The 14,271-nt window shown below is 73.3% G+C and carries 15 protein-coding genes; 6 read left to right on the forward strand and 9 right to left on the reverse strand.

Annotated elements, in window-relative coordinates:
• Positions 1 to 46: 46 nt before the first annotated feature.
• Entirely contained in the window at positions 47 to 1,051 is a 1,005-nt protein-coding gene (locus tag ACZ63J_RS20615; RefSeq protein ID WP_465408541.1) for an Lrp/AsnC family transcriptional regulator, read from the forward strand.
• 38 nt (positions 1,052 to 1,089) lie between these two features.
• A complete protein-coding gene (locus tag ACZ63J_RS20620; protein WP_465408543.1) occupies positions 1,090 to 1,560 on the forward strand; it encodes a MarR family winged helix-turn-helix transcriptional regulator in 471 nt (156 codons plus the stop codon).
• Between the two features lie 20 nt (positions 1,561 to 1,580).
• Here ACZ63J_RS20620 and ACZ63J_RS20625 read toward each other — a convergent pair whose 3' ends face one another.
• Both ACZ63J_RS20625 and ACZ63J_RS20630 read right to left on the reverse strand, forming a co-directional pair.
• Positions 1,581 to 2,762: an FAD-dependent oxidoreductase gene (locus ACZ63J_RS20625; RefSeq protein ID WP_465408545.1), complete on the reverse strand. Its 1,182-nt coding sequence runs from the start codon at positions 2,760 to 2,762 to the stop codon at positions 1,581 to 1,583.
• 21 nt (positions 2,763 to 2,783) lie between these two features.
• Positions 2,784 to 3,245: a MarR family winged helix-turn-helix transcriptional regulator gene (locus tag ACZ63J_RS20630; RefSeq protein ID WP_465408547.1), complete on the reverse strand. Its 462-nt coding sequence runs from the start codon at positions 3,243 to 3,245 to the stop codon at positions 2,784 to 2,786.
• A 63-nt stretch (positions 3,246 to 3,308) separates the two neighbouring features.
• Here ACZ63J_RS20630 and ACZ63J_RS20635 point away from each other — a divergent pair, with 63 nt between their 5' ends.
• The gene (locus tag ACZ63J_RS20635) at positions 3,309 to 3,914 is read left to right on the forward strand and encodes a DUF3159 domain-containing protein (protein WP_465408550.1); all 606 of its coding nucleotides are present in this window, start codon (positions 3,309 to 3,311) and stop codon (positions 3,912 to 3,914) included.
• Positions 3,915 to 3,931: 17 nt separating this feature from the next.
• Here the strand turns inward: ACZ63J_RS20635 and ACZ63J_RS20640 are convergent, their stop codons facing one another.
• The 5 genes from ACZ63J_RS20640 to ACZ63J_RS20660 form a co-directional block, all read right to left on the reverse strand.
• Complete coding sequence (locus tag ACZ63J_RS20640; RefSeq protein ID WP_465408553.1) at positions 3,932 to 5,176, reverse strand: PP2C family protein-serine/threonine phosphatase; 1,245 nt, start codon at positions 5,174 to 5,176, stop codon at positions 3,932 to 3,934.
• A gap of 56 nt (positions 5,177 to 5,232) precedes the next feature.
• On the reverse strand, positions 5,233 to 6,282 hold the full coding sequence (locus ACZ63J_RS20645) for a ketoacyl-ACP synthase III family protein (RefSeq protein ID WP_465408555.1): 1,050 nt from the start codon (positions 6,280 to 6,282) through the stop codon (positions 5,233 to 5,235).
• Positions 6,272 to 6,562, reverse strand: a complete 291-nt coding sequence (locus ACZ63J_RS20650; RefSeq protein WP_465408557.1) for a hypothetical protein — start codon at positions 6,560 to 6,562, stop codon at positions 6,272 to 6,274. The genes ACZ63J_RS20645 and ACZ63J_RS20650 overlap by 11 nt, the downstream gene beginning before the upstream one ends.
• Before the next feature lie 334 nt (positions 6,563 to 6,896).
• The gene (locus tag ACZ63J_RS20655) at positions 6,897 to 7,514 is read right to left on the reverse strand and encodes a hypothetical protein (protein ID WP_465408558.1); all 618 of its coding nucleotides are present in this window, start codon (positions 7,512 to 7,514) and stop codon (positions 6,897 to 6,899) included.
• Between the two features lie 17 nt (positions 7,515 to 7,531).
• The gene (locus ACZ63J_RS20660) at positions 7,532 to 8,002 is read right to left on the reverse strand and encodes a hypothetical protein (RefSeq protein ID WP_465311378.1); all 471 of its coding nucleotides are present in this window, start codon (positions 8,000 to 8,002) and stop codon (positions 7,532 to 7,534) included.
• 248 nt (positions 8,003 to 8,250) lie between these two features.
• Here ACZ63J_RS20660 and ACZ63J_RS20665 point away from each other — a divergent pair, with 248 nt between their 5' ends.
• Positions 8,251 to 9,411, forward strand: coding sequence for a cytochrome P450 (locus ACZ63J_RS20665; protein WP_465408560.1), 1,161 nt, complete (start codon positions 8,251 to 8,253; stop codon positions 9,409 to 9,411).
• Position 9,412: 1 nt separating this feature from the next.
• On the opposite strand, the gene ACZ63J_RS20670 is transcribed toward ACZ63J_RS20665, so the two are convergent.
• On the reverse strand, positions 9,413 to 10,174 hold the full coding sequence (locus ACZ63J_RS20670) for a DeoR/GlpR family DNA-binding transcription regulator (protein WP_465311380.1): 762 nt from the start codon (positions 10,172 to 10,174) through the stop codon (positions 9,413 to 9,415).
• A 44-nt stretch (positions 10,175 to 10,218) separates the two neighbouring features.
• On the reverse strand, positions 10,219 to 11,016 hold the full coding sequence (locus ACZ63J_RS20675) for a thioesterase II family protein (protein WP_465337515.1): 798 nt from the start codon (positions 11,014 to 11,016) through the stop codon (positions 10,219 to 10,221).
• Positions 11,017 to 11,217: 201 nt separating this feature from the next.
• Between ACZ63J_RS20675 and ACZ63J_RS20680 the strand changes: the two genes are divergently transcribed.
• Together ACZ63J_RS20680 and ACZ63J_RS20685 are read left to right on the forward strand one after the other, a co-directional pair.
• On the forward strand, positions 11,218 to 11,484 hold the full coding sequence (locus tag ACZ63J_RS20680) for a hypothetical protein (protein ID WP_465311382.1): 267 nt from the start codon (positions 11,218 to 11,220) through the stop codon (positions 11,482 to 11,484).
• A gap of 22 nt (positions 11,485 to 11,506) precedes the next feature.
• Complete coding sequence (locus ACZ63J_RS20685; RefSeq protein ID WP_465408563.1) at positions 11,507 to 14,242, forward strand: AAA family ATPase; 2,736 nt, start codon at positions 11,507 to 11,509, stop codon at positions 14,240 to 14,242.
• The last annotated feature ends 29 nt before the right edge of the window (positions 14,243 to 14,271 follow it).

Below are 14,271 nucleotides of genomic sequence, written 5' to 3' on the forward strand. Positions count from 1 at the left end.
ACGTCACTTAATGCCGTGTGATCGGCATTCGTGCGACACTTCCGGCATGTTTGACGCAGTTGACCTGCAGATCCTCCACGCGCTGCAATGCTCTCCCCGGGCGCCGTTCCGGCGGATCGGGCAGCTGATCGGGGTGTCCGAGCAGACGGTCGCCCGCCGGTACGCGGCGCTCCGCAGCGAGGGAGTGCTGCGGGTGCTCGGTCGGAGTGCGCCCGCCGCGGGCCGGCACGACGAGTGGGTCGCGCGGATCCGCTGCCGGCCCGACCGCGTCGACACCGTCGCCGACGCGCTCGCCCGGCGTCCGGAGGTTTCGTTCGCCCACATCACTTCGGGCGGCGCGGAGGTCATGTGCCTGTTGCGCGCCGGCAGCGGATCGGACGGCAACGACGTGCTGCTGCGGCAGCTGCCGAAGTCCGTTTCCGTGCTGGGCGTGCGCATCGACCTGCTGCTGCACCGGTTCGGGCCGCGCGGCGCGTCGGACTGGACCGGGTACGACGGCCGGCTGAGTCCCGCGCAGGAACGCGAGCTCCGGGACGAGCTGCCCCCGGTCGCCGGACCGCCCGTCGAACCGTCCGCCGAGGACGCCGGGCTCCTGGCCGTGCTGGCGTCGGACGGCCGCGCGACCCACGCCCGGCTCGCCCGCGAGACCGGTTCGACCAAGGCGCGGGTGGCGCGGCGGCTGGCCGCGCTGGAGACGTCCGGCGCGCTCTACTACGACGTCGACCTGCTGCCCGAGCGGCTCGGCTACCACTCCCACGCGACCATCTGGATCCGGGTCGCCCCACGGCACCTGGAAGAGGTCGGCGAAGAGCTGGCGCGGCACGACGAGGTCGCCGTGACGCTCGCGGTCAGCGGGCCGGACAACCTGATGGCGGTGGTGGCCTGCCGCGACCCCGAGGCGCTCTACCGCTACCTGACGACCCGCATCGCGAAGATCCGGGCGATCGACGGCTACGAGGTCAGCGTCCGCGTGCGGCCGGTGAAGCAGGCGGGTTCCCTGGTCGCGAGCGGCCGGCTCCTGGCGGCGACATCCCTGTTCCGTATCGAATGAAACCGTATCACTCGACGCCCTTGGGGTAGGGTGCTCACATGACCGCCAAGCCCAGGACCCGCGCCACCGACCGCCCGGGAGACGCGTCCCCGTTCGCGTTGGGGTTGCTGCTGCGCCGGGCGCACGCCCGCGCCGCCGGGGCGATGGCCGCCGCGATGCGGCCGCACGGGCTGGAGCTCCGGCACTTCGCCGTGCTGCTCATCCTCGTGGACCGCGGGCCGACGATGCAGCGGGACCTGGTCGAGGCGACCGGTTCGGACAAGGCCGGGGTCATGCGGGTCGTCGACGACCTCGAAGCGAAGGGGTTCGCGGTCCGCAACGCCGTGCCGGGGGACCGGCGGGTGCGCGAGGTCGAGATCACGCCGGCCGGCCTGAAGGTCTTCGACGCCGCGCACGACGACGCGCTCGCCCCGGCCGAAGAGCTGGTTTCGCACCTGCGCGCCGGTGAACCGGCGAAGCTGATGGACCTGCTGACCAGGTTCACCTATCCGCCCGGCGGCGAGGGTTAGGCCGGTCGCGCGGCACCTCCTCAGGGGACCGGGAACAGACGCTGTTTGACCGGCGGCAGGGCTTCGGCGAGGCGCAGGACCGTCCGGAAGGCGTGCCGCGGCAGGCGGGAGGTCGTCGCCGCGCCGCGGGCGTTGCGGGTGGACAGCGCCAGTGCCGCGTTGGCGTAGCCACGCATTTCGGCTTCGTAGCCCGGCACGCCGCCGTCGCCGGCCAGGTGGCGGCACAGCGTGTCGGCGTCCCGCAGGGCCGTGTTGGCACCGATCCCGGCCATCGGAGTCATGTTGTGGATCGCGTCGCCGAGCAAGGTGACGGTTGTCGGCGCCCAGTCCGGGAGCTGCGGCATCGTCTTGAGCGGGATCGCCGCGACGGTCGCGGGATCGGTCTCGGCGATGATCCGCCGGAGCGGGGACGCCCAGGCGGCGGTCCGGTCACGGACCAGGTCGAGCAGGTCCGTGGCACCGAGGTCGCCCGGGTAGGTCGAGCGGTCGGCGGCCCACGCCCACACCAGGTACCGCGCCTCGGCGCTGTCGTCCCAGGTGGACAGGAACAGCCAGCCGGGCCGGGCGGGCACGACGTTGTTGACGGCGCCGTCGACAAGCGTCGCCGGCAGCGCGCTCGCGAGCTCGGGGGTGAGCCGGACGCGGCCGGCGACGTTGACGATGCCCAGGTCCTGACGCCGGAGATCGGGCAGCCGCTGCTCGCGGACGCGGGAGTTCGCGCCGTCGGCGCCGACGAGCAGGTCCGCGTCGATCGAGTGGCCGTCGGCGCTGTGCACGCGGACGCCGTCGCCGGTGTACTCGAAGCGGTCGAACGCGGTGCCCCAGCGGACCACGCCGTCGCAGCCGAGGAGCAGGGTGTCACGCAGCGCGTCGCGGCTCACCGCCCGCCGGCGCGTGACGGGATCGGCGTTGGCCGGGGTGCCGGTGTGGTCGCGTTCGGCGAGCACCCGCAGGTCCTGGTCGTGGAAGCGGACGATGTCCGGTGCGGGCGTGGACGTCTCGACCAGCCGCGCCCAGTTCTCCCCGGGGAGACAGGCGTGCAGGGCGTGCAAGCCGTCGGCGTTGAGGTGGATGCCGTAGCTGGCGGGCCGGGCGTGCGGGGTCGGGTGGCGTTCGAGGACGACGACGTCCACGCCGGCCCGGCGCAGCCCGTGAGCCAGGCACAGGCCGCCGAGCCCGGCGCCGGCGATGACGACTCGCATGAGGGTTCTCCCTTGTCAGTGTCAGGCTTCGCCGGGAAAGGCGAGCTGAGTCAGCAGGTGCAGCAGGAGCCGGACGTCGCCGAGTCCTTCGCTCAGGCGCGCGGCGACAGGCTCGGCGTTCCGGTGGGCGGTGTCGAACACGGCAGTCCCGGCGGAGGTCGGGGTGATCGTGTGCACGCGGCGGTCGCCGGGCCGCGGATCGCGGGTGACGAGCCCGGCACGTTCGAGGTCGTCGACGACGCGGACCATCGTGGCCTTGTCGCTGCCGATGGCGCCGACGAGCGCCTGCTGGCTCATCGGGCCGCCGGTGTGGAGCGCGACGAGCACGATGAAGTGCCGGAACTCCAGCCCCAGCGGCCGCAGGACGGCCAGCAGCTCCGCGGCGACGCGGTCGTGGGCGCGCCGCAGCAGCAGGCCGAGGGCGTACGGGGACTCGTCGCCCGGCCGGTCCGTCGCTCTCGCTGTCTCCAGCCGCATCGTCATGACCGAGAACGTATCAGTCGATACAACCTTGCGCAAGAACGTTTCATGTGAGACGTTTCCGGTGTGAACACGAACCAGGAAGTCCTCGCCCCGCCCGAACACGCGGCCTCGCCGCGGAAGAACCGCTGGGAAGGCATCGCGGTGACCGCCGCGCCGACGGTGGCCTTCGTGGCGGCCAACGCCGCCGGTGACCTCACCGCGGGCCTGGTGTCTGCCGCGGTGACCGCGATCGCCGCGTTCGGCTGGCGGCTGGGCCGGCGTCAGCCGGTGCGCCAGGCCGCGCTGGGCCTGTTGCTGGTCGCGGCGTGCGCGGTGGTGGCCGCCGTCACCGGTGAGGCGCGCGGGTTCTTCCTCATCCCGGCGCTCATCCCGTTCGCGGTCATCGCCGTCTGCGTGACGACCGTCCTCATCGGACGTCCGCTGACCGGGCTCCTCCTCAACCGGGTGGCCGGCGGCCCCGCTAACTGGCGCTCGGTGCCCCGGCTGCGGCGGATCCATACGGTTTCGACGCTCACCTGCGCGGCGGTCAACGTCGTCAACGGTGCGCTCCAGGTGGTCTACTACCGCGGCAACCAGCCGCTGGTCCTGGGGGTGGTGCACATCGCGACCGGCCCGGTGTTCGCCGTCATCGTGGCGGTGACGATCGCTTGCGTCCGCCGCCGTCCCTGACCGTTGCGCGCGGCGGCCTACGAGTTCCGGCGGATCGCCAGCAGCACCGTGTCGTCCGCGTACACGACGACGTCGTGCATCCGGGCGACCACCTCGCCGGGCAGCAGCGTCGCCGGATAGCTCGTGTGCGTGCTGGCCACCTCCAGCAAGCGGGCCTGGCCTTCGTCGACGTCCTTGCGGGATTCGACCAGCCCGTCGGTGTAGAGCAGCAGGGTGGCGCCCGGCTCCAGGTCGACGTCGACCAGGCAGGGGCTGCCGGGGTTCGGGAAGCCGACGCCGCGGCCGACGCGGGCCGGGCGGAGGAGCCTCGTTGTTCCCGCGCTGTCCGCCAGGACGGGCTCCGGGTGGCCGCCGTTGGCGAGCTGGGTGTGGCCGGTCGTGGGGTCGATGCGGGCCAGCAGCACCGTTGCCATCAGCGTGGGGGCGATCGTGGCGAGGGCGCGGGACGCGCGCGCGATCAGGTCGGCGAAGGGGCGGCCCTCCAGGGCCAGCGTGCGGATCGCGTGGGTGACGGTGAGCGCGTCCCTCGTCGAGGTGACGCCGTGGCCGACCGCGTCGACCAGGGTCACGTGCAGGTGGCCGTCGGGGAGGACGAACCAGTCGTAGAGGTCGCCGCCGGTGGGGGAGTCCGGTTCGGTCGGGGAGTAGCAGACGCCGAGCTCCAGCCCCGGGACCTCCGGCGGCGGCGGGCGCAGGGCGCCTTCCAGCTCCTGGAAGATCCGGGCGTGGGCGTTGCGGAGCTGCTCGTCGCGTTGCTCGAGCTCGACGTACATGGCCAGCACGCCGCTGTTGGTTTCCGCCAGCTCGGTGCGCAGGTCCTGCTGCTCCCGGGCCTGCGCGTCCGCGGCGGCGACCAGCGCGAGCATCTCCTGCCGGGTTGCCCGCTCGTCGTCGGCGGGCGCGGGGACCGGTCGGTGCCCGGTGGCGACCTGCCAGCCGACGGTGCCGTCGGCGCCGGCGACCGCCGGCAACGGCAGGTCGTCGAGGACCGGCCGGGACGCGGTCTCCGGCAGCCGGACGGCGACGGTGAGGACGTCCTCGGTGACGGCGGTCGTGAGGGTGACCACGCCGTCGTCACCGAGCGCCGGCTCGGTGACGAGGGTGACCGCCAGGACCAGCCGGGCACGGTCTTCGACCGGAACCCCCGCTTCGCCGCACGCGTCGCGGACACGACGGCGCAGCGAAGCGGCGGTTCCGGCCTGCTTCAGGTCGAGTGCGGCAAGCTTCCGGTCCGGAGCCTGCTCCGGACGAGACAGAGCCACCCCTGCACTCTGGCATCCCGCCGCCGAACCGGCAGAACGGATTCAGGCGATCACGGTCACGCCTCCGGGCGCGCGGACGCCGGGCCGAGCTGCAGCACGACCGCCGTCCACGTCATGCCCACGCCGATGCCCAGCAGCAGCACGTGGTCGCCCGGACCGGCCTCACCCGTGCGGAGCAGGTGCTCGAGCGCCACGATCTGGTCGCTGGCGCCCAGGTGGCCGACCCGCAGGCCCAGCTCGGTCATCGTGCGGTGCTCGGGGATGCCGAGCGGGCGCAGGATCTGCGTGTGCACCAGGCGGCGGCCGTAGTGCGGGGCGCAGATCCGGGTGATGTCGGGCAGGTCGACACCCGCGTCGGCCAGCGCCGTCTTCACGACCGCCGTGACGCCGTCGGCGTTGCGGCTGTCGACGTGCGCCGGCCCGCCGTGGCGGCCGAGCCACTGGCGCTTGCGGCTGCGGATGTCGAGGGACCGGTGGGCGGTGATGCTGGCGGAGCGGAACGGTTCGTCGCCGCGTTGCAGGCCTTCCAGGGACGGGTCGGTGTAGGAGGCGACCGCGCGGACCCGCGCCAGGCCCGGCCGGCGGGACAGCACGACCGCGCTGCCGGCGTCGCCGTAGACGATGCCCGTGTCGGTGGTCCAGTGCGGGAAGCCGGGGCCGCCGAACCGGTCGCCCGCGGTGATGAGCGCGGCCTCGTGGTCCGGGCGGCCGCGCAGCACGCTCGCCGCGACGTCCAGGCCGGCGACCAGGCTGTTGCTCATCGCGCCGAGCTCGAGCGTGAGGCCCGGACCGGCGCCGACGCCGAGCTGGTCGCGCACGTAGGACGCGGCGTGCCAGAAGTCGATGCCGGGGTGGTAGATCCCGGCGTGCAGGCACAGGGTCGGCCACACCGGCTCGCCGCTCGTGGTTTCCGCCTGGCGCAACGCTTCCCGCCCCGCGCGCACGGCGAGCTCGGGGCCGGGCAGCCCGGCGACGGCGGTGGAGAGCTGGCCGGTCCGGCCGGCGTCGGCGGCGGTGAACTCGCCGGCCGCCAGCGAGACGGCGACCGGGGTCAGCGCGCCGACCTCGACGCCGATCCCGGCGAGGTGCAGGTCGTCAACGCGCATCGGCGGCCACCTCCGGCAGCGCGGCTTCGATCTCCGACAGGGTGTCGTCGAGGTGGAGCGGGGGAGCGGAGACGCACCCGGCGGCGGCGAGCTCGGCGGCGACGGCTCCGGGGCTTCCCGCGGCGAACCGGTGGAAACCCGCGAAGCGGGCCGGACCGGCGCCCGGAACGGCGATGGCCAGGTGCGCCCAGCCGGTTTCCCGGTCCCACCGCACGACCAGCCGGGTGGACCCGGTGGTGGCGGGCTCGCTGAGCACCTGTGTCAACGTCGTGGCGGTCAAGCAACTTCCTTTCGGCACGGCAAAACAGCCCGCACCACGGGGCGCGCGCTGGCTGGGGGGATGGCGGGGACGCGTCGTCGGGCCCCTGTGAACGGCGAGAAACCTACCGTGATGATCATGCGACACTTGTTGCCACCCCGATACACAGAGTGATCGCACCGACTGCTACGCGATCGGATTTGCCGAAGTCAACTCGGTTTCACCGGTTGGTGATCATGAGGATTCTTCGGGTGTTCGTCACTCTGAGTAGTAGCCGCGCGCTGAGGAAGCCCCGCACGACCGGCGCCACCCCGGCGGCCGCCGCCGGACCTCCCGGCCGGCGGCGGCCGTCGGCTCAGCCGCAGTGTTCCGTGCGCTCCTGGTCGGTCATCGGGGCGGTGTGCTGGGTGATGTCGCCGGTCGAGCCGGGGACCGGGCCGTCCGCGTCGAAGTCCTGGTACCAGATGTAGTGGTCGTAGAACCGGTCCGGGAAGTGCATCTCGTAGGTGCCGTGGACCTTCTGCATCTTCGGCGCGCGCTCCACCCAGCCCTTTTCCCCGGGCCGGACGTCGACGTTGGTCGCCTGTCCTTCGGTGTGCGAAGACTCCCACGTGTGCTGGTAAGACGTCTCGATGGACACCTTGAACACTTCCGAGAACCCGTATTCGGCCGAAAGGGAGACGCCGAAGCTGTTCGACTCGCCGGTGGTGTCGGACCAGTTCACCGTGCTGCGCTGCAGATCTCCGGTGCAGTTGTAGGCCGCCTCGCCGACCTGGTGACCGGCCCCCGTGTGCTCCTCCGGCGGGCCCGCCGGGTGGAACACGCACGAGTCCGTGCCGTTGTCGCACTTGTCGAGCAGTTCCCGTGCGGTGGGCTGGCCGTCGGCCGACGCGCCGGGTGCGGAGAGCACGAGCCCGGCCGCGGTCAGCAGGCCGAGGCCCGCCGCCGTCCATGCGGTGCGCTTGCTGGTCATGGTGGTCACTCCTTCGCTCAGCTGAAACCGATGGACTGGGTGCGGTCGTCCATGAAGGACCCGACGTTGCCGGTGTTCTCCTTGAACGGGCCGTCGCGGTCACCGCCGAGATTCGGCTCCGGGTAGAGCCAGATCCAGCAGTCGCCCCACGGCTGCACGGACGAAATCTTGTTCTTCCAGTCGTCGCCCAGGTCGAACTGCCAGTTGACCCAGCCGTCCTTCTTGCACAGTTCGGGGCCGGTGATCGTGAGCGAGTTCCCGCTGTAGTCGGGACCGTCGAAGAAGGTGCCCTGCACGACCTGCCCGTCCGCCTCCGCGTCGGCCACCGAGCGCTGCGTTCCCGTGGAACAGTGCTGCACACCGGTTTCCGAGTTCAGCACGCAGTGCCGGGTGACGTCCGCGGCCGCGGCGGGAACGGCGCCGAGCAGGGAAACGGCCGATGCCGCCGCCGCGGCCGTCATGGCTGTTCTGGCCCAGGTGTTCGCCATTGTGGTTCCTTTCTCCGGAATCGGAAAAGAATCTTCGTCCTCGAAAGTACGTCGAGGCGGACGAAGCGTCGCGACCATTGCCCGCCGGACCTTCCGGGTCTGCCCCATTCCCCTGAGGACACTGCCGCCGGACTGCGCGCGAAACGTGACCGGGGTACGCTGCGCCGGCCGGGTGGGCCTCCTAGGGGTTTTTGCAGACTTCCGCCGCCGAAGCAGGATCCGGGCGGGCGGCGCGGTAGAACCGGTGCATGGTGAGTACGGAACCCGGCGTCGTCGACTTCCCGCGGCGGGCGCCCGGCCAGGTCACGCCGCCCGATGGCTACGCGGATCTGCGGGCCCGGCCCGGGCTCTGCCGCACGATGCTGCCCGGTGGCACTCCCGTCTGGCTGGTCGCGCGGCACGAGGACGTGCGGGCCGCGCTGACCGATCCGCGGCTCAGCTCGGATCCGGCGAAGCCCGGTTTTCCCGCCACCGGCGGGGCTCCCGAGGCGCTGCCCGGGTGGTTCGTCGCGATGGACGCGCCCGAGCACACGCGGTTCCGGAAGCTGCTCATCCCCGAGTTCACCGTGCGGAAGGTGCGGGACCTGCGCCCGGGCATCCAGCGGGTCGTCGACGAGCGGATCGACGCCATGCTCGCCGCCGGGAACTCCGCCGACCTCGTGTCCGCCTTCTGCCTCGTGCTGCCCTCGCTCGTCATCTGCCAGCTGCTCGGGGTGCCCTACGAAGACCACGAGCACTTCGAGTCGCGCACGCGGGTCCTGGTCAACCTGGCTTCGACCGCCCGGCAACGGGAAGTGGCGCTGGGCGAGATCAACACCTACCTCACCGAGCTCATCGCGGCCAAGCGCGAACAGCCCGCCGACGACCTCATCAGCCGGCTGCTCGCCGGCGGCGCGCTGGACGACGCCGAGCTGCTCGGGGTCGCCATGCTGCTGCTGGTCGCCGGGCACGAGACGACCGCCAACATGCTTTCCCTCGGCGTGGTCACGCTGCTGAACAATCCACAGTGGATCGGCCACGACGGCGTCGTCGAAGAGCTGCTGCGGTTCTACTCCATCTCCGACGTCGTCAGCCTGCGCGTCGCCACCGAAGACCTCGAGATCTCCGGCCAGCTCATCCGCCGCGGCGAAGGGGTCGCGCCGCTCGGGCTGGCCGCCGGGCACGACGGCACCGTGTTCGAAGACGCCGGTGAGTTCTGCCCGGCCCGCTCGGCGCGCCACCACGTCGCGTTCGGGTACGGGATCCACCAGTGCATCGGGCAGAACCTGGCGCGGCTGGAGATGGAGGTCGCCCTGGACACGCTGTTCGCGCGGGTGCCGCGCCTGCGCCTGGCCGTGCCGTCCGACGAGCTCGAGTTCAAGCACGACGGAGTCCTCTTCGGACTCTACGGGCTGCCGGTGCGCTGGTAGCTCAGGCGGTCCGGACGTTCACGCCTTCGCGCTCGATCTCGGCGGCGACCGTCGAGTCGATGCCGCCGTCGGTGATGAACGTGTCCACTTCGGACAGCTCGGCGAAGCGGGCGAAGTGGTCGTTGCCGACCTTGGTGTGGTCGGCCAGCAGCACCACACGGCGGGCGCCGGCGATCGACGCGCGCTTCACCATGGCTTCCGCCGGGTCCGGGGTGGTCAGGCCGCGCTCGACGGACAACCCGTTGGTGGCCATGAAGGCGACTTCGACGAACGTCTCGCTGAGCGAGTGCAGGGCCCACGAGTCGACCGACGCCAGCGTGCGCGCCCGCAGGCGGCCGCCGACCAGCATCACCGTCAGGTTGGGCCGTTTGGACAGCGTCAGCGCGATGTTCACGGAGTTGGTGACCACGGTGAGGTTGCAGTCGATCGGCAGCGCCTCGGCCAGGTGCGCGGTGGTCGTGCCCGCGTCGAGCAGGATCGCGCCCTCCGCCGGGAGCTCGGCGAGCGCGGCCTTGCCGATCCGCTTCTTTTCCCCCGTCATCACGCTTTCGCGAGTGTTCAACGCGGGCTCGAAGCCGAGCCGCTCGATGGGGATCGCCCCACCGTGGACGCGGCGCAGCGACCCGTGGCGCTCGAGGGTGGTGAGGTCGCGGCGGATCGTTTCCGTCGTCACCGCGAACTCGCCGGCCAGCTCGGCCACGTCGACCCGGCCGTTGGAGCGCGCTCGCTCGAGGATCAGCTGCTGACGCTCTTCCGCGTACACCCGCGACCCCCGCCATGTCGTTCTGTGTGGTTGGTGATGTTACTTTATGTTGAATCACGCCCGGAGTGCAATGCCGCGGCGGGAGCGGTGAGGGCGTGCAGCTCGCGTTCGATCTCGGCGTTCACCGCGCTCTGCTGACGGGCCAGGAAGAAGTGTCCGCCGGGAAACGCTTCCAGCCGGAAGCCGCCTTCGGTGTGCTCGCCCCAGTTCCCCGCCTCCTCGGCGGTCACCTTCGGGTCGCGCTCGCCGATGAGGACGGTCACCGGGCAGCGGACGCGCCGGTCCGCCGGGCAGCTGTAGGTTTCGATCGCCCGATAGTCGGCGCGGATGGCGGGCAGCGCCATCCGCAGGATCTCGTCGTCGCCGATGACCGTTTTGTCCAGCCGGTTGAGCTCGCGGACCTCGTCGAGGATCCCGTCGTCGTCCCGTTCGTGGACCCGCTCGTCGCGGAAGGTCGACGGCCCGCGCCGGCCGGACGCGATCACCGCGCCGGGCGCCCGGACCCCGCGCCGTTCGAGCCGCCACGCGGTTTCGAAGGCGAGGACCGCGCCCATGCTGTGTCCGAAGAAGACAGCCGGTTTGTCCGACAGGGCCGCCAGTTCGTCGGCGACGAGGTCCGCGAGCGCGGCGATGGAGTCGAGGTTCGGCTCCCGCCGCCGGTCCTGGCGCCCCGGGTACTGCAGGGAGACGACGTCGACGGCCGGGGCGAACCGGGCCGAGACCGGGTGGAAGTAGCTCGCCGAGCCACCGGCGTGCGGGAAGCAGACCAGCCGGGTCCCCGCGCCGGGGGCGGGGTGGTACCGGCGGATCCACGACGTGGTGGCGTTGTCCGCGATGTTCACGAGAGCTCTTCCCTTCGACGCGGGTTCAGATCAGCCAGTCAACGCCGCTCCCGGCCACGGATTCCCTAGTGTTGCCGCTCACACCCGCCGGACCGCCGCGAGGTCCGGGGTTTTCCGGGTGCGAAGGCCCCTAACGTCGGCGGGGCACGCGGTCCGGCCGGGCCACGGCCACCTGCTCTGCCCTGCCCGAGAGGAGCCCCGATGACTGCCGACGCGCTCACCGCCGCCCGGCGCAAGGCGACCGAACTGCGCCGAGCCATCCAGTCGCTGCACCGGATCCACGGTGACACCCCGCCGATGCGGCGCCTGATGAGCGACCTCGGCTGGATCGAAACCGGGCTGGGGGAGCTGCCCGTGGTCCCGCTCGGTGTGGCCACCGACCGGATTCCGGTGCCCGACGCGCCGTACGCGCGGGAAATGTGGCACGGCGCCGACGACGAAGGACTGGGCGGCCGCCGCCTTCCGTGAAAGTGGGGTGAGGATGGCGGAGGTGACGGCTGTCGCCGGCCGCGTGGTGGGCCGGCGGCGGGAGCTGGAGGTCCTCGGTTCGGCGTTCGCCAACGCGCGGGCCGGTTCGGCGACCCTGGTGCGGGTGCGCGGGGCGACCGGCACCGGCAAGACGGCGCTGCTGGCGGAGTTCGCGCGGGTCGCGGGTGACCGCGCGACCGTGCTGTCGGAAACCTGCCGTCGTCCCGGCGGCAGCGCCGGGAACGCCGTCGAAGGGCTGCTCCCGGACGCCGGGGGCCGCTACGGGATGCCGGTGGCGGTGCTTTCGCGGCGGCTCGGCCGCCGCCTGGCCGAGCTGACCGCGACCGGCCCGGTCGTCGTCCTGCTCGACGACTTCCACCACTGCGACGAGGCCTCCGTGCGGGTGCTGGCCCACCAGGCGCACCGGGGGGCCGAGCAGCCGCTGCTGGTCGTCGTCGCGCAACGGCCCGCCGACCGGCCGCTGTGGCCGCCGATGACCCTGCCGCCCGGTGACGTCGCGACCGTCGACCTGGGCGCCTTCAGCGAGCCCGACGTCGCCGAGGCGGTCGCCGCGTGGTGGCCGGAGCGGCCGGGGCCCGGCTTCACCGCCGAGCTGGCCGAGCTGACCGGCGGCAACCCGGCCCTGCTCGGGGAGATCTGCGCCGCGCTGCACCTCGACGGCTTCGCCCCTGAGGAAGCGGCTCTGGCGCGAGCCCGGGCGCTGGCCCCGGCCGCCCGCGCCCGGCTGGTCGAGCGCGTGCTGGCCGGCCGTCCGGAGCACGTGCGGCGGGTGGCCGAAGCCGTGGCGGTGTTCGGCAAGCCCGACGTGGAGCTCGCCGGCCTGCTCGGCGGGGTGCCCGAACCACTCGCCGCGGACGCCCTCGGGGTCCTGGCCGCCGAACACGTGCTGCGCGCGGACGGGCGCGAGCTCGCCTCCGCCGCGGTCCGCGACGCCGTGCTGGCCGGCGTGCCCGAGCGGCGGCTGGACCCGCTGCGGCTGACCGCGGCCCGGCTGCTCAACGACCGCGGCCGCGCCCCCGAAGACGTCGCCGGGCACCTGGTCGGGCGCCGCCGGCTGCCGGAGCGCTGGATGCGGGACGTGCTCGCCGAAGCCGCGCGCACCGCCGAGCGCGCGGGCCGGCCGCACGACGCCGCGCGCTACCTCGGCGTCCTCGTCGCCGACCGGCCCCAGGACATGCCGGTGCGCATCGAGTTCGCCCGGCTCGTCGGCGTCCGCGACCCGCTGGCCGCCTACGCGACGCTCGCCGGGATGTCCGGGCTGGCCGAAGACACGGGCAGCCGCGCGCGCATCTCGCTGCAGTTGGCCATCGCCGCGCTTTCGGCCGGCGAAGCGGCCGAAGCGACCAGCCTGCTGACCGGCGCGCTCGAGCAGCTCGACGCCGACCCCGCCGGGGACGCCGGCCGGGTCCTGCGCACCGAGCTGGAGGCCGCGCTGCTGGCGGTCGCGTTCGAACAGCCCGGCACCCTCGAGCTCGTCGGCGCGCGCCTGCCGTCGATGTCCGGGCTGACCGGCCAGACGTCGGCCGAGGTGAGCGTGCTGGCCCTGGCGTCGCTGGCGCACATGATCCGCGGCGCCGACCGCGACCTCGCGGTCTCCTGCGCGCGCCGGGCCCTGGAACGGCCGGAACCCTCGGTGCGGTGGGCCTGCTCGCTGGCCGCCTTCGTGCTGTTCGCCGCGGACGAAGTCGACGAGGCACTGGCCGCGCTGGGCGGGCTCTCGCCCGGGCCCGTGCGCGGCGACACCGGCTGGACGGAAGTCGTGACGCTGACCGCGCATTCGTGGCTGACGTGCGGCGCGGGCGACCTTTCCCGTGCCCTGTCGGACGCTTCGGCGGCTGTGCGGGCGGCCGAGCGCGACGACCGCGCCGAGCTCGCGACCGCGCCCCTGGTCGCCCAGGCGCTCGCCCTGCTGCAGCAGGGTGACACCGAAGGCGCGGCCGCGGCGCTGGCCCGCGCCGACCACTTCGGCCTCGACGGGTCCGTCCTGCGTTTCCCCGCCCACCTGCTGGCCCGCGCGCGGCTGGCCGAGGCGCGCGGCGACCTCGAAGGCGCGCTGGGCCACGCCCGCCGCTGCGGCGACGCACTGCGGGCGGAAGGCGGGGCCAACCCGCTGTTCGTCCCGTGGTGGCTCGACGGCGCCCGCGTGCTCGTCCGGCTCGGCCGGCGCGACGAGGCCGCCGGGCTCGTGGCGCACGGCGAAGAACTGGCCCGGGCGTGGGGAACCGCGTCCGCGCGTGGCCTCGCGCTGCTGGGCCGCGGGCTGGTGGCCGAAGGCGGCGCCGCCGTCGACGGGCTGACCGCCGCGGCCGAGGTGCTCGCCGGCACCGCGGCGTCCTGGCACCTGGCCGAGGCGGAGACGGCGCTGGGCCGGGCCCTCCTGCGCGCCGGTGACCACCAGGGCGCGCGCCGGCGGTTCCGGTCCGCTGTGGACCGTTCGGTGCGGTCCGGGTTCTGGGGCCGGGCCGAGGAGGCTCGGGCGGGCGTCACGGCGGCCGGCGGGCGCAACTACGCGGTCACCGGCAGCGTCACCGACGTGCTGACCCTGGGCGAACGGCGGGTCGGGGAGCTCGCCGCGACCGGCGCCACCAACCGGACCATCGCGGACGCGCTGCAGCTGGCCGTGCGGACCGTCGAGATCCACCTGACGAGCGTCTACCGCAAGCTGGGGGTCACCGGCCGCGCCCAGCTGCAGGAGCGGTTCCCCGGCGGCCTGCTCGCGCCGGAACCGGCGCTGTGACGAGGATGCGGCCGCACGGGGGCCGCACG

The organism is Amycolatopsis sp. NPDC104863 (assembly GCF_055582965.1).

Excerpts from the sequence above, each read along its gene's own strand:
- ACZ63J_RS20615 (WP_465408541.1), top strand. The coding sequence starts at position 47 with ATGTTTGACGCAGTTGACCTGCAGATCCTCCACGCGCTGCAATGCTCT.
- ACZ63J_RS20620 (WP_465408543.1), top strand. The coding sequence starts at position 1,090 with ATGACCGCCAAGCCCAGGACCCGCGCCACCGACCGCCCGGGAGACGCG.
- ACZ63J_RS20625 (WP_465408545.1), bottom strand. The coding sequence starts at position 2,762 with ATGCGAGTCGTCATCGCCGGCGCCGGGCTCGGCGGCCTGTGCCTGGCT.
- ACZ63J_RS20630 (WP_465408547.1), bottom strand. The coding sequence starts at position 3,245 with ATGACGATGCGGCTGGAGACAGCGAGAGCGACGGACCGGCCGGGCGAC.
- ACZ63J_RS20645 (WP_465408555.1), bottom strand. The coding sequence starts at position 6,282 with ATGCGCGTTGACGACCTGCACCTCGCCGGGATCGGCGTCGAGGTCGGC.
- ACZ63J_RS20655 (WP_465408558.1), bottom strand. The coding sequence starts at position 7,514 with ATGACCAGCAAGCGCACCGCATGGACGGCGGCGGGCCTCGGCCTGCTG.
- ACZ63J_RS20660 (WP_465311378.1), bottom strand. The coding sequence starts at position 8,002 with ATGGCGAACACCTGGGCCAGAACAGCCATGACGGCCGCGGCGGCGGCA.
- ACZ63J_RS20665 (WP_465408560.1), top strand. The coding sequence starts at position 8,251 with ATGGTGAGTACGGAACCCGGCGTCGTCGACTTCCCGCGGCGGGCGCCC.
- ACZ63J_RS20680 (WP_465311382.1), top strand. The coding sequence starts at position 11,218 with ATGACTGCCGACGCGCTCACCGCCGCCCGGCGCAAGGCGACCGAACTG.